Source organism: Lelliottia sp. JS-SCA-14, from assembly GCF_035593345.1.
GTDB lineage: Bacteria > Pseudomonadota > Gammaproteobacteria > Enterobacterales > Enterobacteriaceae > Enterobacter > Enterobacter wanjuensis.
This window is the reverse complement of sequence record NZ_CP141606.1, coordinates 3,398,249-3,420,965: the sequence shown is the minus strand read 5'-3', so window position 1 is coordinate 3,420,965 and position 22,717 is coordinate 3,398,249. Positions and strand designations below refer to the sequence as shown.

The window sequence follows — 22,717 nt, the reverse complement described above, 5'->3', positions numbered from 1 at the left end:
TATGAAAAAAATCATTAGCGTTTTCGCGGGACTATTTTTTATTTCACCGATACTGGCCTGTCCCGCGTACGCAGATTTAGCACAAATCAACCTGACAATGACGGGTACCATTGTGGATAGCACCTGTGACATCGATACCAACAGTAAAAACCAGACTGTCCATATTGGTTCATTTGCCACCACAGATTTTAAATCAGTGGGCAGCGTCAGCGTTGATGCGCCTTTTACCATCGTATTAAAAAAATGCTCATCAATGATTAAAAATGCCGGCATTTTATTCACGGGCACAACCGGCTCAGACCCGACGCTGCTTTCATTAACGGACACCAGCGGGGGCGGGAATATAGCATCGGGGGTCGCTGTCCAGGTGCTGGATAAAGATAAGAAGCCTGTTGCCATTAACAGTTCATCGCCGCTGAGTTACGCCTTAAAAAGCGGCGACAATACACTTAATTTTTCCCTGCGCTACAAGTCCACTCTGGCGACAGTGACACCGGGAAACGCAACTGCTGTGCTTTATTTTTCGGTGGAGTATCCATGATGAATCACATCGGGCCGCTCTCTTTTTGTCTGTTGACGATCCTCACCCCCCCTGTAACCGTTGCCTACGATGGCAAGGTGAATATCACGGGTGATATTCATACGGTGACCTGTGCGGTAACCACCAGCGATCTTAAAGTCACTCTGGGCGAAGTCTATTCCACCGCCTTTACAGCGTCCGGCGATAGCAGCGATCTCATTCCGTTCTCCCTTGGGGTTAAGGATTGCTCAGCGGTCAGCAACGTGACCGTCACATTCACCGGCATTGCCGCGGTGAAAGGCAGTCCGCTGGTAGCCCTGGACTCCGCGCCGGGCACGGCCACCGGCCTGGGCGTGAAGATTCTGGACGATACAAAATCTACTATCGCCGTAAACAGCACTAGCCACTCCTATCCTGTTAAGGCCGGAGCCACAACGGCGACGTTAAATTTTTACGCGCAGTTCACTTCCTACAGCACAAAAGTGACCGCTGGCCCCGCCTCTGCCACCGTCACCTTCAACATGACCTATGAATAAAATGAACAAAGGCTTCCCGGTACTGGCTTTATTTTGCAGTTTCACCGTCCACGCGGGAATCGTGATTAACGGCACGCGGTTTGTTTTTCCGGAGGCAGCGGAGTCTCTCACTGTTGATATGAACAACACGGCGACAACGGACTTTTTGGTACAGACCAAAATCAGCCCACTTCAGGGGAACACGATTTTTGTCGCCACGCCGCCGCTGATGATGGTCGGCGGCGGACATGCCGGAAAGATCCGCATCATTCGCACTGGTGGCATTTTACCCGCCGATCGTGAAAGCCTGTTTTACCTGACCATTGCGGCAATTCCGGCGGGCAGACCAGAGGCCAACAGTCTGCAAATTGCGGTAAAGTCTCGGATCAAACTCTTTTATCGTCCTGCGGGGTTAAATGAAGGGGCTGATTTGGCCTATCAGAAATTGCAGTGGGAAATGAATGATGGGGCGCTACAGGTTAGTAATCCTACGCCCTATTTTGTTACGCTCAGTCAGCTTAAAATTAATGACCAGCCTGTAGAACAAAGGAATATGGTCGCCCCCTTTAGTTCGCTAAAAGTGCCAGGGTGCCACGAAAGCGCTTCCTGCCAGGTGCAATGGCAAAGTCTGAATGATTACGCCGCTTTAATGCCAGTCCGTAAAACCTTAGTGGCACGCTCTCATCCCAGTCTTCTCCCCCAGCAGAAGGAGAAAACCAGGGAAGATGAGCGCTGAACGCTCCCCTCTCCTCTGGAAGAGGGGAGCACAACAAGGCGCACTACATCACGCCTAACGCCTTCTCAACCACGTTCTCAACCGTGAAGCCAAAATACGGGAACAACTTATCGGCAGGGGCCGATTCACCGTATCCCGTCATTCCGACAATCGCCCCTTTCAGACCGACGTATTTGTACCAGTAGTCGGCAATCCCCGCCTCGACGGCCACGCGTGCCGCCACGTTCGACGGGAGCACCGACTCGCGATACGCCTCATCCTGGGCATCAAAAATATCCGTGGAAGGCAGAGACACCACGCGCACCGCGTGCCCTTCGGCGGTCAGTTTCTCCGCCGCTTTAACGGTGATTTCAATCTCTGAGCCGGTGGCAATCAAAATCACATCCGGTTTACCGCCGCTGTCTTTCAGGATATACCCGCCGCGGGCGATATTTTTGACCTGCTCCGGCGAGCGCTCGATCTGTGCCAGATTCTGCCGCGAGAGGATCAGCGCCGTCGGGCCGGTGTGGCGCTCCACCGCCAGCTTCCAGCCGACCGCCGCCTCGACCTGATCGCACGGCCGCCAGGTGCTGAAGTTTGGCGTCAGGCGCAGGCTGGCGAGCTGTTCCACCGCCTGGTGCGTCGGCCCATCTTCGCCAAGACCGATGGAGTCGTGGGTATAAACCATAATCTGCCGCGCCTTCATCAGTGCCGCCATACGCGCCGCGTTGCGGGCATACTCGACAAACATCAGGAAGGTGGCGGTGTAAGGGACAAATCCGCCGTGATGGGCGAGGCCGTTGGCAATTGCGGTCATCCCGAACTCACGCACGCCATAGTGGATGTAGTTCCCGGAGATATCCTCTTTCAGCGATTTCGAGCCGGACCAGATGGTCAGGTTACTCGGGGCCAAATCCGCCGAGCCGCCCAGCAGTTCTGGCAGGATGGGGCCGATGACGTTGAGGGTGTTTTGCGAGGCTTTACGGGTGGCGATTTTAGCCGGATTCGCCTGTAAATCTTCGATCAGCGCCTGCGTTTTCGCTTCCCAGTCTTGCGGTAGTTCTCCGCTCATACGGCGGGAAAACTCTGCTGCCAGATCGGGATGCGCTTTTTTGTAGGCACTGAATTTTTCGTTCCACGCCTGCTGCGCTTTCTCGCCGTCCTCGCGCGCGTCCCAGGCTTTGTAGATCTCTTTCGGGATCTCAAAGGCCGGATATTTCCAGCCCAGTTTCTGCCGCGTCAGGGCCACTTCCTCTTCGCCCAGCGCCGCGCCGTGGGCCTCTTCTTTACCCGCTTTGTTTGGCGAGCCGAAGCCGATCACCGTGCGACAGATAATCAGCGACGGTTTGTCCGTCACGCTCTGGGCTTCAAGAATCGCTTTCTTTATGGCTTCCGGGTCGTGGCCGTCGATTTCATGCACCACGTGCCAGTGATAGGCCTCGAAGCGTTTTGCCGTATCGTCGGTAAACCAGCCGTCGGTTTCCCCGTCGATGGAGATGCCGTTGTGATCGTAAAAACCGATCAGTTTGCCGAGTCCCAGCGTCCCCGCCAGCGAGCTGACCTCGTGGGAAATCCCCTCCATCAGACAGCCGTCGCCCATAAACACGTAGGTGAAGTGATCGACAATCTCATGGTCCGGGCGGTTAAACTGCGCGCCCAGCGTGCGTTCGGCAATCGCCAGCCCCACCGCGTTCGCCAGCCCCTGGCCGAGCGGGCCGGTGGTGGTTTCGACGCCCGGCGTATAGCCCAGCTCCGGGTGGCCCGGCGTTTTGGAGTGCAGCTGACGGAAGTTTTTCAGCTCCTCTAACGGCAGGTCGTAGCCGGAGAGATGCAGCAGACTGTAGAGCAGCATCGAGGCGTGGCCGTTGGAGAGAATAAAACGGTCGCGGTCATACCAGGTCGGGTCGGTCGGGTTGTGCTTCAGAAAGTCATTCCACAGCACTTCGGCGATATCGGCCATGCCCATCGGCGCGCCCGGGTGGCCGGAATTGGCTTTTTGTACCGCATCCATGCTGAGGGCGCGAATGGCATTGGCTAGCTCTTTACGGGACATAGTTCACTCCATGGCATGATTAAAGTTTGGCGGCGAGAAGATCTTCCAGTTTGCGCTGGTCAACGGCGAACAGGCGAATGCCTTCGGCCAGTTTATCCACGGCCATCGCGTCCTGATTATGTTCCCAGCGGAACTCGGCTTCGGTCAGCGGCTTTGGTTTTGGCAGGACGGTAGAAGTTGGGATCAGCTTGCGCACCACCGGCTCTTCTTTGTCCTGCAGATCTTTCAGCAGATTCGGCGAGATGGTCAGACGGTCGCAGCCCGCGAGGGCGAGGATCTGCTCGGTACGGCGGAAGCTGGCGCCCATCACGATGGTCTCGTAGCGGTGCTGCTTAAAGTAATCGTAGATATTGCGCACCGATTTCACGCCCGGATCTTCGTCCACCACGTACGGGTCCATCGGCTGTTTTGCCTGATACCAGTCGTAGATACGCCCGACAAACGGCGAGACGAGGAACACGCCGGCTTCGGCGCAGGCGCGCGCCTGGGCAAAGGAGAACAGCAGCGTCAGGTTGCAGTTGATCCCCTCTTTTTCCAGCACTTCGGCGGCGCGGATACCCTCCCAGGTGGAGGCGAGCTTGATCAGAATGCGCGATTTATCGATGTCCTGCTCCTGGTACAGCTCGACCAGGCGGCGCGCTTTGGCGATGCTCTTTTCTTTGTCGAAGGAGAGACGCGCGTCTACCTCCGTCGAAACGCGGCCCGGAATACTTTTCAGAATTTCCGCACCGATATTGACCGCCAGTTTGTCGCTGGCCTCCGCCACCTTTTGCTCCTGCGTTTTACCGCGCTGTTTACCGTAGGCGATGGCGTCGTCGATCAGGTGGCTAAAGTGGGCGAGGCCCGCCGCCTTCAGCAGCAGCGACGGGTTGGTGGTCGCATCCTCCGGCTGGTAGTGGCGGATGGACTCGATATCGCCGCTGTCGGCGACAACCGTGGTGAATTTTTTGATGCCGTCTAATTGGTTCATGAAAATAACTCCTTAGAAATAAAGGACTCAGGCGAGTGCGTTGGTTCACACTTCTGCGAAATACATGACGTACTTAACAAAAAAGCATAGCAGACGGGGGAGGCATTGCTTTCGGGAGTGGGTAACATGGCTGTTATAAATTGATAACAAATTTTGCTCCGCAATGGTGAGACTTTGGCAGCCTTCAAAGTTTGCGCCGTCCGCAGGGGCGATACTAAGCGCCACTCCAGGGTGAGCATCAGGAACGTGAGTACGCCACCCTTTTTGATCGATACGTGAAAGGAACAATAAGATGGATGATCAGTTAAGACAGAGTGCCCTCGATTTTCATCAATTCCCTGTACCGGGCAAAATCCAGGTTTCCCCCACCAAGCCACTCGCCACCCAGCGCGACCTGGCGCTGGCCTATTCACCGGGCGTCGCCGCGCCGTGCCTTGAGATCGAAAAAGATCCGCTGGCCGCTTACAAATACACCGCGCGCGGCAACCTGGTAGCCGTGATTTCCAACGGCACCGCGGTGCTGGGGCTGGGCAATATTGGCGCACTGGCCGGTAAACCGGTGATGGAAGGGAAGGGCGTACTGTTCAAGAAATTCGCCGGTATCGACGTGTTTGATATTGAAGTGGATGAGCTGGACCCGGACAAATTCATCAACGTGGTGGCCGCGCTGGAGCCGACGTTTGGCGGCATTAACCTCGAAGACATCAAAGCGCCGGAATGTTTCTACATTGAGCAGAAACTGCGTGAACGTATGAACATTCCGGTGTTCCACGATGACCAGCACGGGACGGCGATCATCAGCACGGCGGCCATTCTGAACGGTCTGCGGGTGGTCGAGAAAAACCTCTCCGATGTGCGCATGGTGGTCTCCGGTGCGGGTGCAGCGGCGATCGCCTGTATGAACCTGCTGGTGGCGCTCGGCATGCAGAAGCACAACATCGTGGTGTGCGATTCGAAAGGGGTTATCTACAAAGATCGCGAGCCGAACATGGCGGAAACCAAAGCCGCTTACGCGGTAGAGGATGACGGCAAACGTTCGCTCGACGACGTGATCGACGGGGCGGATATTTTCCTCGGCTGCTCCGGCCCGAAAGTGCTGACGCCGGAGATGGTCAAGAAAATGGCGCGCGCGCCAATGATTCTGGCGCTGGCGAACCCGGAGCCGGAAATCCTGCCGCCGCTGGCAAAATCCGTGCGTGAAGATGCGATTATCTGTACCGGGCGTTCCGATTACCCAAACCAGGTCAACAACGTCCTGTGCTTCCCGTTCATCTTCCGCGGCGCGCTGGACGTGGGCGCGACGGCAATTAACGAAGAGATGAAGCTCGCGGCGGTCCACGCCATTGCCGAGCTGGCCCATGCGGAGCAGAGCGAAGTGGTGGCCTCGGCGTATGGCGATCAGGATCTGAGCTTTGGCCCGGACTATATCATCCCGAAACCGTTCGACCCGCGTTTGATCGTCAAAATCGCGCCCGCCGTGGCGAAAGCGGCGATGGATTCCGGCGTGGCGACGCGTCCGATTGAAGACTTTGACGCCTACATCGATAAGCTGACCGAGTTCGTCTACAAAACCAACCTGTTCATGAAGCCGATCTTCTCCCAGGCGCGTGCCGACGCAAAACGCGTGGTGCTGGCCGAAGGCGAAGAGGCGCGCGTGCTGCATGCGACGCAGGAGTTGATCACCTTAGGTCTGGCGAAACCGATCCTGATTGGTCGTCCGAGCGTGATCGAGATGCGCATCCAGAAACTCGGCCTGCAGATTAAGCCGGGCGTGGATTTTGAGATCGTGAACAACGAATCGGATCCGCGTTTCAAAGAGTACTGGAGCGAGTACTACGCGATCATGAAACGCCGTGGGATAACCCAGGAGCAGGCGCAGAAAGCGGTCATCAGCAACACCACGGTGATCGGGGCGATCATGGTCCATCGCGGGGAAGCCGACGCGCTGATTTGCGGAACGGTGGGGGATTATCATGAGCACTTTAGCGTGGTGCAGGAGATCTTCGGCTATCGCGACGGCGTGCATACGGCGGGGGCGATGAACGCGCTGCTGCTGCCTAGCGGTAACACCTTTATCGCCGATACCTACGTCAACGACGATCCGACGCCGGAAGAGCTGGCGGAGATCACGGTGATGGCGGCGGAAACCGTCCGTCGTTTCGGTATCGAACCGAAGGTGGCGCTGCTGTCGCACTCTAACTTTGGCTCATCCAAATCAGCCGCGGCCTGCAAAATGCGCCAGACGCTGGAGCTGGTGCGTGAGCGCGCGCCGGAGCTGATGATTGACGGTGAGATGCACGGCGATGCGGCGCTGGTGGAGAGTATCCGCAACGAGCGGATGCCGGACAGCCCGCTGAAAGGCTCGGCGAACGTGCTGATTATGCCGAACGTGGAAGCGGCGCGTATCAGCTATAACCTGCTGCGTGTGTCGAGTTCGGAAGGGGTGACCGTTGGGCCGGTGCTGATGGGTGTGGCGAAACCGGTGCATGTGTTAACGCCGATTGCGTCCGTGCGTCGTATCGTCAATATGGTCGCATTAGCAGTGGTTGAGGCGCAGACGCAGCCGTTGTAAGAGAGGAGTCGTCTGTGTTGTCGGGTGGCGCTACGCTTACCCGACCTACAAAACCCGTAGCGCCGCCCGGCGTTAAATCCAGTCGCGGACTTTCAGAAACTCACTCAAGGCAGCCTCCGGGCTGCCTTCTTTTGGCTCGAAATTGTATTCCCAACGCACCAGCGGCGGCATCGACATCAGAATCGACTCCGTGCGCCCGCCGGTCTGCAGGCCAAACAGCGTCCCGCGATCCCACACCAGATTGAACTCTACATACCGCCCGCGACGATAAAGCTGGAACTCGCGCTCGCGCACGCCGTAATCGGTGTCTTTGCGTCGTTCAACGATCGGCAGATACGCATCCGTATAGCCCTTACCCACCGCCTGCATAAAGGCAAACGCGGTGTCAAAATCCGGTGTATTCAGATCGTCGAAGAACAGCCCGCCAATCCCGCGCTGTTCGTCCCGATGCTTGAGGTAGAAATAGTCGTCGCACCACTTTTTGTACTTCGGATAAACGTCCTCGCCAAACGGCTGACAAATATCGCGCGCGGTGCGGTGCCAGTGGACGGCGTCCTCTTCGAATCCGTAATAGGGCGTTAAATCGAAGCCGCCGCCAAACCACCATACCGGATCGGCACCGGGTTTCTCGGCGATGAAAAAGCGCACGTTGGCGTGACTGGTCGGCACAAACGGGCTGTGCGGATGCACGACCAGCGACACGCCCATCGCTTCGAAGCTGCGTCCGGCGAGCTCCGGGCGATGCGCGGTGGCAGACGCAGGCATCGCGTCACCGTGGACGTGAGAAAAGTTAACGCCTGCCTGCTCAAACACGCCGCCGTTACGCAGCACGCGGCTGCGCCCGCCGCCACCGGCTTCGCGCTGCCAGTTATCTTGCTGAAATTCGCCGCCGTCGACGGCGGCCAGCTGCTGGCAAATCTGATCCTGCAGGTGCAGCAGAAACGCTTTGACCTGCTGAGAGTTCGGTTTCATTTACGTCTCGACGAATGCGCTTTTTGATTATCAAACCAGTTGAAATAACTGATCACCCCGGAGGCGATGGCGTTGGCGATTTTCTGACGAAACGCCGTGGTGCCGAGCAGACGCTCTTCGTCCGGGTTAGTAATGAATGAAGTTTCCACCAGCACGGACGGGATCGACGGCGATTTGAGGACCACAAACGCCGCCTGCTCCGTACCTTTACTGTGCAGGCGATGCACTGGCTTGATCTTCTTTAAGATGTGCGAGCCGAGCGTCAGGCTGTTTTTGATGGTGTCGGTCTGGACCAGATCGAACAGCACCTGCTGTAACAGGTGATCTTTATCGGTGGTTTTTTTGCCCGCCACTTCGTCCGCGCGGTTTTCGCGATCGGACAAGTATTTCGCCATGGCGCTACTCGCTCCGCGGTTGGAGAGGGCAAACACCGATGCGCCCGCGGCGCTCGGATTGGTAAAGCCGTCGGCGTGGATCGACATAAACAGATCCGCGCCGTGCTGGTGGGCAATTTCCACGCGATCGTACAGCGGGATAAAGGTATCACCGCTGCGCGTCAGGCGCGCGTCGATGCCGTTGGCGCGTAAAATCGAGCGCACGTTTTTGGCGATCGCCAGCACCACATGTTTCTCTTTCGAGCCGTTACGGCCAATCGCGCCGGTGTCGATCCCGCCGTGGCCCGGATCGAGCATCACCACGCGTTTGGCGCCCGCTTTCTTCGCCTTAGGCTTACTGTGCCCATTGCTGGTTTTCAGGGTACTGTCGTCTTTGGCCTGCGCCTGGGCGATGCCGGTTAACGTCAAGGCCGCCAGCCCCGCTTTGAGTACCTGACGACGCGATGTGAGTGTTTTTAAAGGTTTGAATGTGCTCATGCGGCCTGAATTGTAAAAAATGGGGTCCTGGTGTTATATCGTATCGCGTTTTACGTTACGACAGTCCTTGTTGAGAATTGTTTTACTTTTCATTTCAATACGTGACAGAGTGACATTATGCCAAAATTTTGGACATTTTTCGCCGCTTATTGGCTAATGGCGGCGTTCGCGCCATAATCACTGTTTTTCAACCCAAAAAGGCGGTTAATACCATGGAGATACGCGTTTTTCGCCAGGAAGATTTCGAAGAGGTCATTACCCTTTGGGAACGCTGCGATCTGCTGCGTCCGTGGAACGATCCGGAAATGGATATCGAACGTAAGGTCAATCACGACGTCAGCCTGTTTCTCGTCGCAGAAGTGAACGGCGAAGTGGTGGGCACGGTGATGGGCGGCTACGACGGGCATCGCGGCTCGGCCTATTATCTCGGCGTCCACCCGGAATATCGCGGGCGTGGTATCGCCAATGCGCTGCTCAATCGCCTGGAAAAGAAACTGATCGCCCGTGGCTGCCCGAAGATTCAGATTATGGTGCGCGAAGACAACGACGTGGTATTAGGAATGTATGAGCGGCTCGGGTATGAGCATGCTGATGTTCTGAATTTAGGGAAGCGCCTGATCGAAGATGAAGAATACTGAGTTTCACCCGGCGCACTATGACAGCCAGGGCCGCGTCAGATTGCCATTTCTGTTCTGGTGTGTGCTTCTGCTTCAGGCGCGAACCTGGGTGCTGTTTGTGGTGGCGGGGGCGTCGCGCGATCAGGGAAATACGCTGCTGAATCTGTTCTATCCCGACCACGATAACTTCTGGCTCGGGCTGTTGCCCGGCGTGCCGGCGGTGCTGGCGTTTTTGCTCAGCGGCCGGCGGCAACATTTTCCGCGTGTCTGGTACAGCCTTCGTTGGCTGCTGATCCTCGCGCAGGTGGTATTGCTGTGCTGGCAGCCTCTGCTTTGGTACTTCGGTGAGCCGCTGAGTGGGATCGGGATTTCGCTGGTGGTGGCGGATATTGTGGCGCTGCTGTGGCTCCTGACGCATCCTCGTCTGCGCGCCAGTTTCGCCATCGAAAAAGATTAAAGGCACTTTTTATCGATGCTGCACTCCAACAAGCGTTGAATTAACAAGAAAGGACGTTTCAATGAAATCGCTGCGTTTAGTTTTATGCGCTTTGCCGCTGGTGTTAACCGGGTGTTCAACGCTCTCGTCAATCTCCTCCATCAACTGGTCGGCGGCCTATCCGTGGAACTGGTTTGGATCCTCATTCGAAGTGACCGAGAAGGGCGTCGGGAACATTAACGCAACGACCGCGCTGGACCAGGACGCCATCCAGTCAGAACTCAGCAGCGACTACCGCCTGCGCAGCGGCATGAAAACCGAGAATGGCACCATCGTGCACTACTTCGAAGCGCTGAAAGACGACAAGCTGGCGCTGATCATCAACGGCGATAAAGGCACCGTGAACCGCATTGAGGTGCTGGACCGCGATGTGGAAACCGATACCGGCGTCAAAGTCGGTACGCCGTTTAGCGACCTGTATCAGAAAGCGTTCGGCAACTGCGAGAGCGCGGTGGCGGATGAGAAAGTGGCCGTCGAGTGTAAGGCTAAAGACAGCCAGCATATTAGCTATCTCTTCACCGGTGAGTGGAGCGGCCCGGAAGGGTTGATGCCTGCGGACGACACCCTCAAAAACTGGAAAGTGAGCAAGATTATCTGGAAGCAGTAATTTGCGCCTGAACAAACCGCCTCGCTGAAATCCAGGTATAATACCCGCCATCAATGCCACGATATCGTGGCATCTTTTTTTCAGGAGGAGCGATGTCTCAGGTTCAGAGTGGCATTTTGCCAGAACATTGCCGCGCGGCGATTTGGATTGAAGCCAATGTGAAAGGGGATGTGGATGCCCTGCGTGCGGCCAGCAAAGTATTTATCGATAAACTGGTGACCTTCGAGGCCAAATTCCCGGACGCGCATCTCGGCGCGGTGGTGGCGTTTGGCAACAACGTCTGGCGTCAGCTGAGCGGCGGCGAAGGCGCTACCGAGCTGAAAGACTTTATCCCTTACGGTAAAGGCCTGGCGCCAGCCACCCAGTACGACGTGCTGATCCATATCCTTTCCTTGCGTCATGACGTGAACTTCTCCGTGGCCCAGGCGGCGATGGAAGCCTTCGGTGACAGCATCGAGGTCCAGGAAGAAGTACACGGTTTCCGCTGGGTGGAAGAGCGCGATCTGAGCGGCTTCGTCGACGGCACCGAAAACCCGGCGGGCGAAGAGACGCGTCGCGATGTGGCGGTAATCAAAGACGGCGTGGATGCGGGCGGCAGCTACGTGTTCGTCCAGCGCTGGGAGCATAACCTCAAGCAGCTGAACCGCATGAGCGTGCACGATCAGGAGATGATGATCGGTCGCACCAAAGAAGCCAACGAAGAGATCGACGGCGACGACCGCCCGGTGACCTCTCACCTGACCCGCGTGGATCTGAAAGAAGACGGCAAAGGACTGAAGATTGTCCGCCAGAGCCTGCCGTACGGCACGGCGAGCGGCACCCACGGCCTGTACTTCTGCGCCTACTGCGCGCGTCTGTACAACATCGAACAGCAGCTGCTGAGCATGTTTGGTGACACCGACGGCAAGCGCGACGCCATGCTGCGCTTCACCAAACCGGTGACCGGCGGCTACTACTTCGCGCCGTCCGTTGAGCGTCTAATGGCTCTGTAATTTTGTAGGCCGGGTAAGCGTAAGCGCCACCCGGCATTAACACTCCTCATCCTTATTCCCTTTTCTGCTGCTAAATCACCAAACGGTATATAAAACCGTTACTCCTTTCGTACCCGTTATAAATATTATGGCAATAAGTTAGTCATCACATTTATAAGGGTGCGCAATGGCCGTTACTGTACTGAAAAAAGGATATCTGGCGCTGGCAGCTTCCATGCTGTTGGTCGCGCAGGCGCAGGCGACTGAGCTGCTCAACAGTTCCTATGATGTCTCCCGCGAACTGTTTGCCGCCCTGAATCCACCGTTTGAACAGCAGTGGGCGAAAGAGAACAACGGCGACAAGCTGACCATCAAGCAATCTCACGCGGGCTCCTCAAAGCAGGCGCTGGCGATTTTGCAGGGGCTGAAAGCCGATGTGGTGACCTACAACCAGATTACCGACGTACAAATTTTGCATGACAAAGGCAACCTGATCCCGGCGGACTGGCAGAGCCGTCTGCCGAACAACAGCTCGCCGTTCTACTCCACCATGGCGTTCCTGGTGCGTAAGGGCAACCCGAAGAATATCCACGACTGGAACGATCTGGTGCGCTCTGATGTGAAGCTGATTTTCCCGAATCCAAAAACCTCCGGTAACGCGCGCTATACCTATCTCGCCGCCTGGGGCGCAGCCGATAAAGCGGACGGCGGCGATAAAGCCAAAACCGAGCAGTTCATGACTCAGTTCCTGAGAAACGTCGAAGTGTTTGATACCGGCGGTCGCGGGGCGACCACCACCTTCGTGGAACGCGGTCTGGGCGATGTGCTGATCAGCTTCGAGTCGGAAGTGAATAACATCCGTAAACAGTACGAAGCGCAGGGCTTCGAAGTGGTGGTGCCGAAGGTGAACATCTTTGCCGAGTTCCCGGTGGCGTGGGTCGATAAAAACGTTAAAGCCAACGGCACCGAGAAAGCGGCGAAGGAGTACCTGAACTATCTCTACAGCCCGCAGGCGCAGACCATTATCACCGACTATTACTATCGCGTGGCGAACCCGGACGTGATGAACAAGCTCAAAGACAAATTCCCGCAGACCGAGCTGTTCCGCGTGGAAGACCAGTTTGGCTCCTGGCCTGAGGTGATGAAAACCCACTTCACCACCGGCGGTGAGCTGGACAAACTGTTGGCGGCGGGGCGTAAGTAATGTTTGCAGTCTCCTCCAGACGCGTGCTGCCCGGCTTTACCTTAAGCCTCGGGACCAGCCTGCTGTTCGTCTGTCTGATTTTGCTGTTGCCGTTAAGTGCGCTGGTGATGCAGCTCTCTGAGATGAGCTGGGCGCAGTACTGGGAAGTGATCACCAACCCGCAGGTGGTGGCGGCCTATAAAGTCACGCTGCTGTCGGCGTTTGTGGCGTCGATTTTCAACGGCGTGTTTGGCCTGCTGATGGCGTGGATCTTAACCCGCTATCGTTTTCCGGGCCGTACGCTGCTGGACGCCCTGATGGATCTGCCTTTCGCACTGCCGACGGCGGTCGCCGGTTTGACCCTGGCGTCATTGTTCTCGGTGAACGGGTTTTACGGTCAGTGGCTGGCGCAGTTTGACATCAAAGTGACTTACACCTGGCTTGGGATCGCCGTGGCGATGGCCTTTACCAGCATCCCGTTTGTGGTGCGGACCGTGCAGCCCGTTCTCGAAGAGTTAGGGCCGGAATACGAAGAGGCGGCGGAAACCCTCGGCGCGACGCGCATTCAGAGCTTCTGCAAAGTGGTATTACCGGAACTCTCTCCGGCGCTGCTGGCCGGTGTGGCGCTGTCGTTCACCCGCAGTCTCGGCGAGTTTGGCGCGGTGATTTTTATCGCCGGAAACATCGCGTGGAAAACCGAAGTCACCTCGCTGATGATTTTTGTGCGCTTGCAGGAGTTTGACTATCCGGCGGCGAGTGCGATTGCCTCGGTGATCCTGGCCGCGTCGCTGCTCCTGTTGTTCTCGATTAACACTCTGCAAAGTCGCTTTGGTCGACGTGTGGTTGGTCACTGATGGCGGAAGTTACTCAATTGAAGCGCTACGACGCACCCCGCATCAACTGGGGAAAATGGTTTCTGATTGGCACAGGCGTGCTGGTGTCCGTCTTTATTCTCGTTGTGCCGATGGTCTACATTTTCGTGCAGGCGTTCAGCAAAGGGATTATGCCCGCGCTGCAAAACCTGGCGGACCCGGACATGCTCCACGCCATCTGGCTGACGGTGATGATCGCCCTGATTTCCGTGCCGGTGAATCTGGTGTTCGGGATTTTGCTGGCGTGGCTGGTGACGCGCTTTGACTTCCCTGGCCGTCAGCTGTTGCTGACCCTGCTGGATATCCCGTTTGCCGTCTCGCCGGTGGTCGCCGGTCTGATTTATCTGCTGTTTTACGGCTCGAACGGCCCGCTCGGCGGCTGGCTGGATGAGCACAACCTGCAAATCATGTTCGCCTGGCCGGGCATGGTGCTGGTGACGGTATTCGTGACCTGTCCGTTTGTGGTGCGTGAGCTGGTGCCGGTGATGTTGAGCCAGGGCAGCCATGAAGATGAAGCGGCGATCCTGCTGGGCGCATCCGGCTGGCAGATGTTTAAACGTGTGACGCTGCCGAACATTCGATGGGCGCTGCTGTACGGCGTGGTGCTGACCAACGCCCGCGCGATCGGTGAGTTTGGCGCGGTGTCGGTGGTTTCTGGCTCGATTCGCGGCGAAACCCTGTCGCTGCCGCTACAGATTGAATTGCTGGAGCAGGACTATAACACCGTCGGTTCCTTTACCGCCGCAGCCCTGCTGACGCTGATGGCTATTTTGACCTTGTTTTTAAAGAGTGTGGTGCAGTGGCGTTTAGAGAATCAGGAAAAACGCCTGCAGCAGGAGGGAAATCATGAGCATTGAGATTGCCAATATTAAGAAGTCTTTTGGTCGCACCCAGGTGCTGAACGATATCTCACTGGATATCCCATCCGGCCAGATGGTGGCGCTGCTTGGCCCATCCGGCTCCGGTAAAACCACGCTGCTGCGTATTATTGCCGGGCTTGAGCATCAGACCAGCGGGCACATTCGCTTCCACGGAACCGATGTCAGCCGTCTGCATGCCCGCGATCGTAAAGTCGGTTTTGTGTTCCAGCACTACGCCCTGTTCCGCCACATGACGGTGTTCGACAACATCGCCTTTGGCCTGACCGTGCTGCCGCGTCGCGAGCGCCCGAATGCCGCGACCATCAAAGCGAAAGTGACCAAACTGCTGGAGATGGTGCAGCTGGCTCATCTCGCCGACCGTTATCCGGCGCAGCTTTCCGGTGGACAGAAGCAGCGCGTGGCGCTGGCTCGCGCCCTGGCGGTGGAGCCGCAAATCCTGCTGCTCGATGAACCTTTTGGCGCGCTGGACGCCCAGGTGCGTAAAGAGCTTAGGCGCTGGCTGCGTCAGCTCCATGAGGAGCTGAAATTCACCAGTGTCTTCGTGACTCACGACCAGGAAGAGGCGATGGAAGTGGCCGACCGCGTGGTGGTGATGAGCCAGGGGAATATCGAACAGGTTGATGAGCCGGAACAGCTGTGGCGCGAGCCGGCGACCCGCTTCGTGCTGGAGTTTATGGGCGAAGTGAACCGCATGCAGGGTAATATTCGCGGCGGACAGTTCCACGTCGGCGCGCACCGCTGGCCGCTGGGCTACACGCCTGCCCATCAGGGACCGGTCGATCTGTTCCTGCGTCCGTGGGAAGTGGACGTCAGCCGTCGCACCAGCCTTGATTCTCCGCTGCCGGTCCAGGTGCTGGAGGCGAGTCCAAAAGGTCATTACACCCAACTGGTGGTGCAACCCCTGGGCTGGTACACCGAACCGCTGACGGTGGTGATGCGCGATGAAGAGGCGCCGTCCCGCGGCGATCGCCTGTTTGTCGGTTTGCAGCATGCCCGTATCTATCACGGCACCGAGCGCATCGAGTCGCGCGAGAGTCTTGCTCTGGCGGAGTCGGCCTGATAGGTTAATTAGACGTGGTATTTGCCGGGTGGCGCTGCGCTTACCCGGCCTACAAAGCGATCCCTGTAGGCCCGGTAAGCGAAGCGCCACCGGGCTTTTTATTGGACAGAATTCGTGAACACATTAGAACACACCATCGGCAACACCCCTCTGGTCAAACTACAGCGCATGCATCCCAACAATGGCAGCGAAATCTGGGTCAAACTGGAAGGCAATAACCCTGCCGGTTCTGTCAAAGACAGGGCGGCATTGTCGATGATAGTTGAGGCGGAAAAGCGCGGGGAGATACAGCCCGGCGACGTGCTGATCGAAGCGACCAGCGGCAACACCGGCATTGCGCTGGCGATGATTGCGGCGCTGAAAGGTTATCGCATGAAATTGCTGATGCCGGACAACATGAGCCAGGAGCGCCGTGCCGCCATGCGCGCCTATGGCGCCGAGCTTATCCTCGTCACTAAAGAGCAGGGGATGGAAGGGGCGCGCGATCTGGCCCTCGACATGGCCCAGCGTGGCGAAGGAAAACTGCTGGATCAATTTAACAATCCCGATAATCCCTACGCGCACTACACCACCACCGGGCCGGAAATCTGGCGTCAGACCGACGGGCGCATCAGCCATTTCGTCTCCAGTATGGGGACTACCGGCACCATTACCGGTGTCTCGCGTTTTCTGCGCGAGCAGGACAGCGCAGTGACGATTGTCGGTCTGCAACCGGAAGAGGGGAGCAGCATTCCGGGCATTCGCCGCTGGCCGGCGGAGTACATGCCGGGCATTTTTAATGCCGAGCTTGTGGACCAGGTGCTGGATATTCATCAGCGCGAAGCGGAAAATACCATGCGTGAACTGGCAGTGCGCGAAGGCATCTTCTGCGGTGTCAGTTCGGGTGGCGCGGTAGCCGGGGCATTGCGCGTGGCGCAGGCTAATCCGGGTGCAGTGGTGGTGGCGATTATTTGCGATCGCGGCGACCGTTATCTGTCTACCGGCGTCTTTGGTGAAGAGAGTTATTCGCAGGGGGCGGGGATTTAAGCGTCATGGAGATGATTTTATTTCGGGATAAAACCCGTGCGCAGCAGACGGATATCGTGGCTGTGCAGTCGCAGGTGGTTTACGGCAGCGTGGGCAACAGCATTGCGGTGCCGAACATCAGACAGCATCAGTTGACCGTCACGGCGGTCCCGACGGTGCTGTTCAGCAATACCCCGCATTACGATACCTTCTACGGCGGCGTGATCCCCGATGACTGGTTCAGCGGCTACCTGAAAGCCCTCGAAGAGCGCGATGTGTTACGCGAACTGAAAGCGGTGACCACCGGCTATATGGGCAGCGCCAGCCAGATTGCGATCCTCGCCGAGTGGCTTATCGCCATCAAAGCCAAGCACCCTGATTTGCTGGTGCTGGTCGACCCGGTGATCGGGGATATCGACAGCGGGATCTACGTGAAGCCAGAAATCCCGGAAGCCTATCGCGCGCATTTGCTGCCGCTGGCGCAGGGGATTACGCCGAACGTCTTCGAGCTGGAAGTGCTGAGCGGTCAGCCGTGCCGCACGCCGGAGAGCGCCATTTCTGCGGCCAAAAGTCTGCTGTCCGACACTCTGAAATGGGTAGCGATCACCAGCGCACCGGTGGAGTCTGATCCTGAGAACATTCACGTGGTACTGGTGACGAAAGAGGGTGTAACGGTAACGGACCATCCGCGCGTCGCGACTGACCTGAAAGGGACGGGTGATCTCTTCTGTTCAGAGCTGGTAAGCGGCATTGTACAGGGCAGGGATGTGGCTGACGCGATTCGCCGCGCAGGCGATCGGGTGACGGAGGTGATGAAGTACACCCAGGAAAAAGGCTTTGATGAGCTCATTCTCCCCGCATAAACAAAAATGGCGCCCGAAGGCGCCATTTTTCTGTGCGGCAAGAATTACTTCTTAATGCGGATGACCGGGGTTTCACCCACGGTGACGCTGCCAGACAGTTTGATCAGTTCTTTGATTTCGTCCATGTTGGAGATAACAACCGGAGTCAGGGTAGACTTGGCTTTCTCTTCCAGCAGCGCCAGATCGAATTCGATCACCGGGTCGCCGACTTTCACACGCTGGCCTTCTTCAGCGATACGCTTGAAGCCTTCGCCTTTCAGCTCAACGGTGTCGATACCGAAGTGTACAAACAGTTCGATACCGCTATCAGATTCGATAGAGAACGCATGGTTGGTTTCAAAAATTTTACCGATGGTGCCGTCAACTGGCGCAACCATTTTGTTACCAGTTGGTTTGATAGCAATACCATCACCAACGATTTTTTCGGCAAAAACTACATCCGGCACGTCTTCGATATTGACGATTTCGCCAGACAACGGAGCAATAATCTCAATAGTTCCGGTGTCTTTCTTATCATCAGAAACCAGAGATTTCAGTTTATCGAACAAACCCATGATCTTCTCCTAAGCAGTAATTTGGGCCGCATCTCGTGGATTAGCAGATTGTTTTTTCTTCAATGAACTTGTTAACCAGCGTCATTAACTCGTCCGTTGTCGGTTGAGCAAGAGCCTGCTCTGCTAACACCTTCGCATCTTCGAAGTTCGTGTTACGGATAATCTTCTTAATGCGCGGGATGGAAATGGCGCTCATAGAGAATTCGTCCAGACCCATACCCAGCAACAGAAGTGTAGCACGTTCGTCGCCTGCAAGCTCACCACACATGCCTGTCCATTTACCTTCAGCATGAGAAGCATCAATAACTTGCTTGATTAGCGTGAGCACGGACGGTGACATTGGCTGGTAGAGATGTGAAATCATATCATTACCACGGTCAACTGCCAGGGTGTACTGCGTTAAATCATTGGTGCCGATACTAAAGAAGTCGACTTCTTTGGCCAAATGACGAGCAATCGTCGCGGCTGCTGGTGTTTCCACCATCACGCCCACTTCGATAGTTTCATCAAAGGCTTTACCTTCTTCACGCAGCTGCGCCTTCATGATTTCGATCTCAGCTTTCAGTGCACGCACTTCTTCAACAGAGATGATCATTGGGAACATGATGCGTAATTTACCGAATACAGAAGCACGCAGGATGGCACGTACCTGAGCGTAAAGGATCTCTTTACGATCCATCGCGATACGGACAGCACGCCAGCCCAGGAACGGGTTCTCTTCTTTCGGGAAGTTCATGTACGGCAGCTCTTTGTCGCCACCGATGTCCATGGTACGTACGATAACCGCTTGTGAGCCACAGGCTTCAGCAACCGCTTTGTACGCCGCGAACTGCTCATCTTCAGTTGGCAGTGAATCACGGTCCATGAACAGGAATTCAGTACGATACAGACCCACGCCTTCCGCGCCGTTGCGCTCAGCGCCGTCAACATCACGGACGGTACCGATGTTCGCGCAAACTTCCACCTGATGACCGTCCAGCGTAATGGCTGGCAGATCTTTCAGTTTGGCCAGTTCCGCTTTCTCAGAAGCAACCTGCTCCTGAACGGCACGCAGCTGTTCGATCTCTTCGTTAGTTGGGTTGACGTAAACCAGATTGTTTACGGCATCCAGAATCAGATAGTCGTCGTTTTTCACCTGAGCGGTGACGCTACCGGTACCCACGATGGCTGGCAGTTCCAGAGAACGCGCCATGATAGAGGTGTGGGAGGTACGGCCACCGGCGTCGGTGATGAAACCCAGCACCTTGTTCAGGTTCAGCTGTGCGGTTTCAGATGGAGTCAGGTCGGCGGCAACCAGGATAACTTCGTCCTGAATCGCGCTCAGGTCGATAATCGCCAGACCCAGGATGTTGCGCAGCAGGCGCTTACCGATGTCACGTACGTCAGCCGCACGCTCTTTCAGGTATTCATCATCCAGCTCTTCAAGGGCAGTTGCCTGACCTTCGATAATCTCATGTGCAGCCGCGTCGGCCGTCATGCCCTTATCTTTAATCAGGGCTATGATTTCCTGCTCCAGCTCCTCATCTTCGAGCAGCATGATGTGCCCTTCGAAGATGGCTTCTTTTTCTTCACCGAAAGTTTCGCCAGCTTTAGTTTTGATGGCTTCCAGTTGCGCTGATGCCTTGGCACGACCGCTCAGAAAACGCTCAACTTCCTGATCAACCTTGTCGGCAGAAATTTTTTTCCGGTCGATGACGATCTCGTCTTCTTTCAGCAGAAGTGCTTTGCCGAAAGCGATACCCGGGGATGCTAAAATGCCTGAAATCATAACCCTACCTTACTTGTGACTGATATTGAAAAGAACCCGTAACTTACTCGAGCTCAGCCATCAGTTTTACCAGATGCTCAACTGCTTTCTGCTCGTCTTCGCCTTCTGCGGAGATGGTGACGACGGTACCCTGAGTCAGGCCCAGAGTCTGCAGCTTGAACAGGCTTTTCGCGCTAGCGCTTTTGCCGTTGGAGGTCACAGTGATCTCAGAAGTGAAGCCTTTAGCTTCTTTAACAAACTGAGCAGCAGGGCGGGTGTGCAGACCGTTCGGAGCGGTAATGGTAACTTCTTGCTGGAACATTGTATTTCCCCAACTTATAGGTTTAGTGTTGTGGAACTAAAGTCTAGCCTGGCGGTTTAACTTTAGCCTGTCTTGTTAGCGCTGACGTTTCGCTCGTCATTAAACATTATGCAGTGAAAGCAAGACTTGAACCAAATCATAAAATCGATTCAGCTTCGGTATTTCCTGTAATGATTAATTTCGCGCTTCAAAATAATTGTCAGGTTAAATACCAGACCCGACGGGGTGAATCAATGCCAGGAGGAGTAAAAGTTTGACGCAGGCCACAAAAAAGCACCCGTTTGGGTGCTTTTTTACGCGTTATTAACATGCTGGCATTACTGTTGCAGTTCTTTTTCTGTGAACAGATCGGCAAACAGTGCAGTGCTTAAATAACGCTCACCCGAGGACGGTAGGATAACCACAATATTCTTATTGGTAAAGGTTTCGTCTTCCTGGAGTTTCAGCGCGGCGGCAACCGCTGCTCCGGAAGAGATACCGGCCAGAATACCTTCTTCGTCCATCAGACGACGCGCCGTGGAGATCGCTTCTTCGTTAGTGATAGCGACCACTTTATCAATCAGCTTCAGATCCAGGTTACCCGGGATAAAACCTGCGCCGATACCCTGAATTTTGTGCGGGCCCGGTTTGATCTCTTCGCCCGCCAGCGCCTGAGCGATGACAGGGGAGTCGGTTGGCTCAACGGCAACGGTGATTAAATCCTTTTTGCCTTTTGTGCCTTTAATATAGCGGCTCACGCCGGTCAGCGTCCCGCCGGTGCCGACGCCGGAGATAAACACGTCAACCTGACCGTCCGTATCTTCCCAGATTTCCGGGCCGGTGGTTTTTTCGTGGATTTCCGGGTTAGCCGGGTTGCTGAACTGCTGCAGCAGCAGGTATTTCGCCGGGTCGCTGGCGACGATTTCTTCCGCTTTCTGAATGGCACCTTTCATGCCTTTCGCGCCTTCGGTCAGAACCAGGTTCGCGCCCAGCGCTTTCAGCAGCTTGCGACGCTCAATGCTCATGGTTTCTGGCATCGTCAGCGTTAATTTGTAGCCACGCGCCGCGGCAACATAGGCCAGAGCAATACCGGTGTTGCCGCTGGTGGGTTCTACCAGCTCAACGCCAGGTTTCAGAACGCCACGTTTTTCGGCATCCCAAATCATGTTTGCACCGATACGGCATTTTACGCTGAAGCTCGGGTTACGTGATTCTACCTTCGCCAGAATGCGTCCATTACCGATACGGTTCAGTCGAACCAGTGGCGTATGACCGATAGTCAGCGAGTTGTCTTCGTAAATCTTACTCATGGCCTGTCCTTAACTGTATGAAATTGGGATACCGTCCCAGCATACCCGTTGGATAAGTATGCGGAAGTAAGGAAATCGCATATCTATATGCTGCAAGGAAATAATGGCTATCAGTATGGAATAAGGAGGGCATAAGCCGCCCTCCATTTACACAGTTTTGCATTACTTCCATAACGCGTGCTTAGCACGATAGCAATCTACCCACATCGCGGTCGCGCCGCAGACGGCAACCGGCATAATGAACAGGTTAAGGACAGGGATCATGGTGAACAGGCTGGTGAGGGCACCAAACTGCATATTGATGACTTTTTGCGAGCGCAGCGCCGTGCGCATCTCTTTGAACGGCACTTTGTGGTTATCAAACGGGTAATCGCAATACTGGATAGCCAGCATCCAGGCGCTAAACAGGAACCAGAGCACCGGCGCAACGGTCTGGCCGATGCCGGGAATAAAGTAGAGGATCAGCAGAACAATGGCGCGCGGCAGATACCAGGCAAACTTCTGCCATTCGCGTTTCATGATGCGCGGCACATCTTTCATGATGCCAAGCACACCCGTATCGGGCGGCGTCGCGCCGGTCAGTCGGGCTTCGAGCTGCTCCGCCAGCAGTCCGTTAAACGGCGCGGCGATCCAGTTGGCGATGGTCGAGAAAAAATAACCGAAGACCAGCAGGACGGAGATGACCACTATCGGCCACAGCAAATAGCTCAGCCACTGCAGCCAGTCGGGCACATGGCTCATGATGGCCGGCACCCAGCTTTCCAGCCGGGTAAACAGCCACCAGAACGCGCCGCCCATCAGCAGAATGTTGATCAGAAGAGGTAAGATCACAAAGCGGCGGATCCCAGGCAGGGAGACCAGCTTCCATCCCTGAGAAAAATACCCAATGCCGCTGCGCGGAGTCGTTGTTGATGTCGAAACCATAGCCAGGCTGTACTCCTTTTTTCACAACCAGTGGAATTGCACGCCTATATTATCGGGTTATGGACCAATGACCAGTTCGGAAATGTTCGAAAAAACAGCAAAAAGCACGATTTCGTTCATCTTTATGCTTTGAATGC

The 22,717-nt window shown here is 55.9% G+C and carries 23 protein-coding genes; 14 read left to right on the top strand and 9 right to left on the bottom strand.

The genetic code is table 11. The annotated features are described in order from the left end of the window. The first annotated feature begins 1 nt into the window (after position 1). The 3 genes from U9O48_RS15990 to U9O48_RS15980 are packed head-to-tail and all read left to right on the top strand — an operon-like array spanning position 2 to position 1,771. Positions 2–541, top strand: coding sequence for a fimbrial protein (locus U9O48_RS15990; protein ID WP_285149823.1), 540 nt, complete (start codon positions 2–4; stop codon positions 539–541). Beyond that, entirely contained in the window at positions 538–1,056 is a 519-nt protein-coding gene (locus tag U9O48_RS15985) for a fimbrial protein (RefSeq protein ID WP_285149824.1), read from the top strand. Before U9O48_RS15990 ends, U9O48_RS15985 begins: the two co-directional genes overlap by 4 nt. Continuing rightward, the gene (locus U9O48_RS15980) at positions 1,049–1,771 is read left to right on the top strand and encodes a molecular chaperone (protein ID WP_324722784.1); all 723 of its coding nucleotides are present in this window, start codon (positions 1,049–1,051) and stop codon (positions 1,769–1,771) included. The genes U9O48_RS15985 and U9O48_RS15980 overlap by 8 nt, the downstream gene beginning before the upstream one ends. A gap of 43 nt (positions 1,772–1,814) precedes the next feature. Here the strand turns inward: U9O48_RS15980 and tkt are convergent, their stop codons facing one another. Beyond that, positions 1,815–3,803, bottom strand: coding sequence for a transketolase (gene tkt, locus U9O48_RS15975; protein ID WP_324722783.1), 1,989 nt, complete (start codon positions 3,801–3,803; stop codon positions 1,815–1,817). Between the two features lie 19 nt (positions 3,804–3,822). Continuing rightward, positions 3,823–4,773, bottom strand: coding sequence for a transaldolase (tal, locus tag U9O48_RS15970; protein WP_285149827.1), 951 nt, complete (start codon positions 4,771–4,773; stop codon positions 3,823–3,825). 292 nt (positions 4,774–5,065) lie between these two features. Between tal and maeB the strand changes: the two genes are divergently transcribed. Next, on the top strand, positions 5,066–7,345 hold the full coding sequence (gene maeB, locus U9O48_RS15965) for an NADP-dependent oxaloacetate-decarboxylating malate dehydrogenase (RefSeq protein WP_285154406.1): 2,280 nt from the start codon (positions 5,066–5,068) through the stop codon (positions 7,343–7,345). Between the two features lie 72 nt (positions 7,346–7,417). On the opposite strand, the gene hemF is transcribed toward maeB, so the two are convergent. Together hemF and amiA are read right to left on the bottom strand one after the other, a co-directional pair. Further along, positions 7,418–8,317, bottom strand: a complete 900-nt coding sequence (hemF, locus tag U9O48_RS15960) for an oxygen-dependent coproporphyrinogen oxidase (RefSeq protein ID WP_324722782.1) — start codon at positions 8,315–8,317, stop codon at positions 7,418–7,420. Continuing rightward, positions 8,314–9,189: an N-acetylmuramoyl-L-alanine amidase AmiA gene (gene amiA, locus U9O48_RS15955; protein WP_095282836.1), complete on the bottom strand. Its 876-nt coding sequence runs from the start codon at positions 9,187–9,189 to the stop codon at positions 8,314–8,316. The genes hemF and amiA overlap by 4 nt, the downstream gene beginning before the upstream one ends. A gap of 212 nt (positions 9,190–9,401) precedes the next feature. Here amiA and U9O48_RS15950 point away from each other — a divergent pair, with 212 nt between their 5' ends. The 10 genes from U9O48_RS15950 to pdxK all read left to right on the top strand — a co-directional run bounded on the left by U9O48_RS15950 (position 9,402) and on the right by pdxK (position 17,744). Then, a complete protein-coding gene (locus U9O48_RS15950; RefSeq protein WP_047624910.1) occupies positions 9,402–9,827 on the top strand; it encodes a GNAT family acetyltransferase in 426 nt (141 codons plus the stop codon). Continuing rightward, complete coding sequence (locus U9O48_RS15945) at positions 9,814–10,263, top strand: DUF2919 domain-containing protein (RefSeq protein ID WP_285146831.1); 450 nt, start codon at positions 9,814–9,816, stop codon at positions 10,261–10,263. Before U9O48_RS15950 ends, U9O48_RS15945 begins: the two co-directional genes overlap by 14 nt. 61 nt (positions 10,264–10,324) lie before the next feature. Next, on the top strand, positions 10,325–10,909 hold the full coding sequence (locus tag U9O48_RS15940; RefSeq protein ID WP_285146830.1) for an RpoE-regulated lipoprotein: 585 nt from the start codon (positions 10,325–10,327) through the stop codon (positions 10,907–10,909). A 92-nt stretch (positions 10,910–11,001) separates the two neighbouring features. Then, positions 11,002–11,901: a Dyp-type peroxidase gene (locus U9O48_RS15935; protein WP_324722781.1), complete on the top strand. Its 900-nt coding sequence runs from the start codon at positions 11,002–11,004 to the stop codon at positions 11,899–11,901. 166 nt (positions 11,902–12,067) lie between these two features. Continuing rightward, positions 12,068–13,084, top strand: coding sequence for a sulfate ABC transporter substrate-binding protein (locus U9O48_RS15930; protein ID WP_285154403.1), 1,017 nt, complete (start codon positions 12,068–12,070; stop codon positions 13,082–13,084). Further along, positions 13,084–13,917 carry a sulfate/thiosulfate ABC transporter permease CysT gene (cysT, locus tag U9O48_RS15925; RefSeq protein ID WP_100779371.1) on the top strand — a complete coding sequence of 278 codons (834 nt, stop codon included), beginning with the start codon at positions 13,084–13,086 and terminating at the stop codon, positions 13,915–13,917. The genes U9O48_RS15930 and cysT overlap by 1 nt, the downstream gene beginning before the upstream one ends. Next, entirely contained in the window at positions 13,917–14,792 is an 876-nt protein-coding gene (gene cysW, locus U9O48_RS15920; RefSeq protein WP_285150125.1) for a sulfate/thiosulfate ABC transporter permease CysW, read from the top strand. Before cysT ends, cysW begins: the two co-directional genes overlap by 1 nt. Then, a complete protein-coding gene (gene cysA, locus U9O48_RS15915; protein WP_282495467.1) occupies positions 14,782–15,876 on the top strand; it encodes a sulfate/thiosulfate ABC transporter ATP-binding protein CysA in 1,095 nt (364 codons plus the stop codon). Before cysW ends, cysA begins: the two co-directional genes overlap by 11 nt. Positions 15,877–15,990: 114 nt before the next feature. Continuing rightward, positions 15,991–16,902, top strand: coding sequence for a cysteine synthase CysM (gene cysM, locus U9O48_RS15910; RefSeq protein ID WP_285150124.1), 912 nt, complete (start codon positions 15,991–15,993; stop codon positions 16,900–16,902). A gap of 5 nt (positions 16,903–16,907) precedes the next feature. Then, entirely contained in the window at positions 16,908–17,744 is an 837-nt protein-coding gene (gene pdxK / locus U9O48_RS15905) for a pyridoxine/pyridoxal/pyridoxamine kinase (RefSeq protein ID WP_285150123.1), read from the top strand. 44 nt (positions 17,745–17,788) lie between these two features. Here the strand turns inward: pdxK and crr are convergent, their stop codons facing one another. The 5 genes from crr to cysZ form a co-directional block, all read right to left on the bottom strand. Beyond that, positions 17,789–18,298, bottom strand: a complete 510-nt coding sequence (gene crr, locus U9O48_RS15900) for a PTS glucose transporter subunit IIA (RefSeq protein WP_049841435.1) — start codon at positions 18,296–18,298, stop codon at positions 17,789–17,791. Between the two features lie 40 nt (positions 18,299–18,338). Beyond that, entirely contained in the window at positions 18,339–20,066 is a 1,728-nt protein-coding gene (gene ptsI, locus U9O48_RS15895) for a phosphoenolpyruvate-protein phosphotransferase PtsI (RefSeq protein ID WP_282495464.1), read from the bottom strand. Positions 20,067–20,109: 43 nt separating this feature from the next. Beyond that, entirely contained in the window at positions 20,110–20,367 is a 258-nt protein-coding gene (gene ptsH / locus U9O48_RS15890; protein ID WP_000487600.1) for a phosphocarrier protein Hpr, read from the bottom strand. A gap of 317 nt (positions 20,368–20,684) precedes the next feature. Further along, positions 20,685–21,656, bottom strand: coding sequence for a cysteine synthase A (gene cysK / locus U9O48_RS15885; protein WP_095282825.1), 972 nt, complete (start codon positions 21,654–21,656; stop codon positions 20,685–20,687). 162 nt (positions 21,657–21,818) lie between these two features. Then, positions 21,819–22,580, bottom strand: a complete 762-nt coding sequence (cysZ, locus tag U9O48_RS15880) for a sulfate transporter CysZ (protein ID WP_282495463.1) — start codon at positions 22,578–22,580, stop codon at positions 21,819–21,821. Positions 22,581–22,717: the final 137 nt, after the last annotated feature.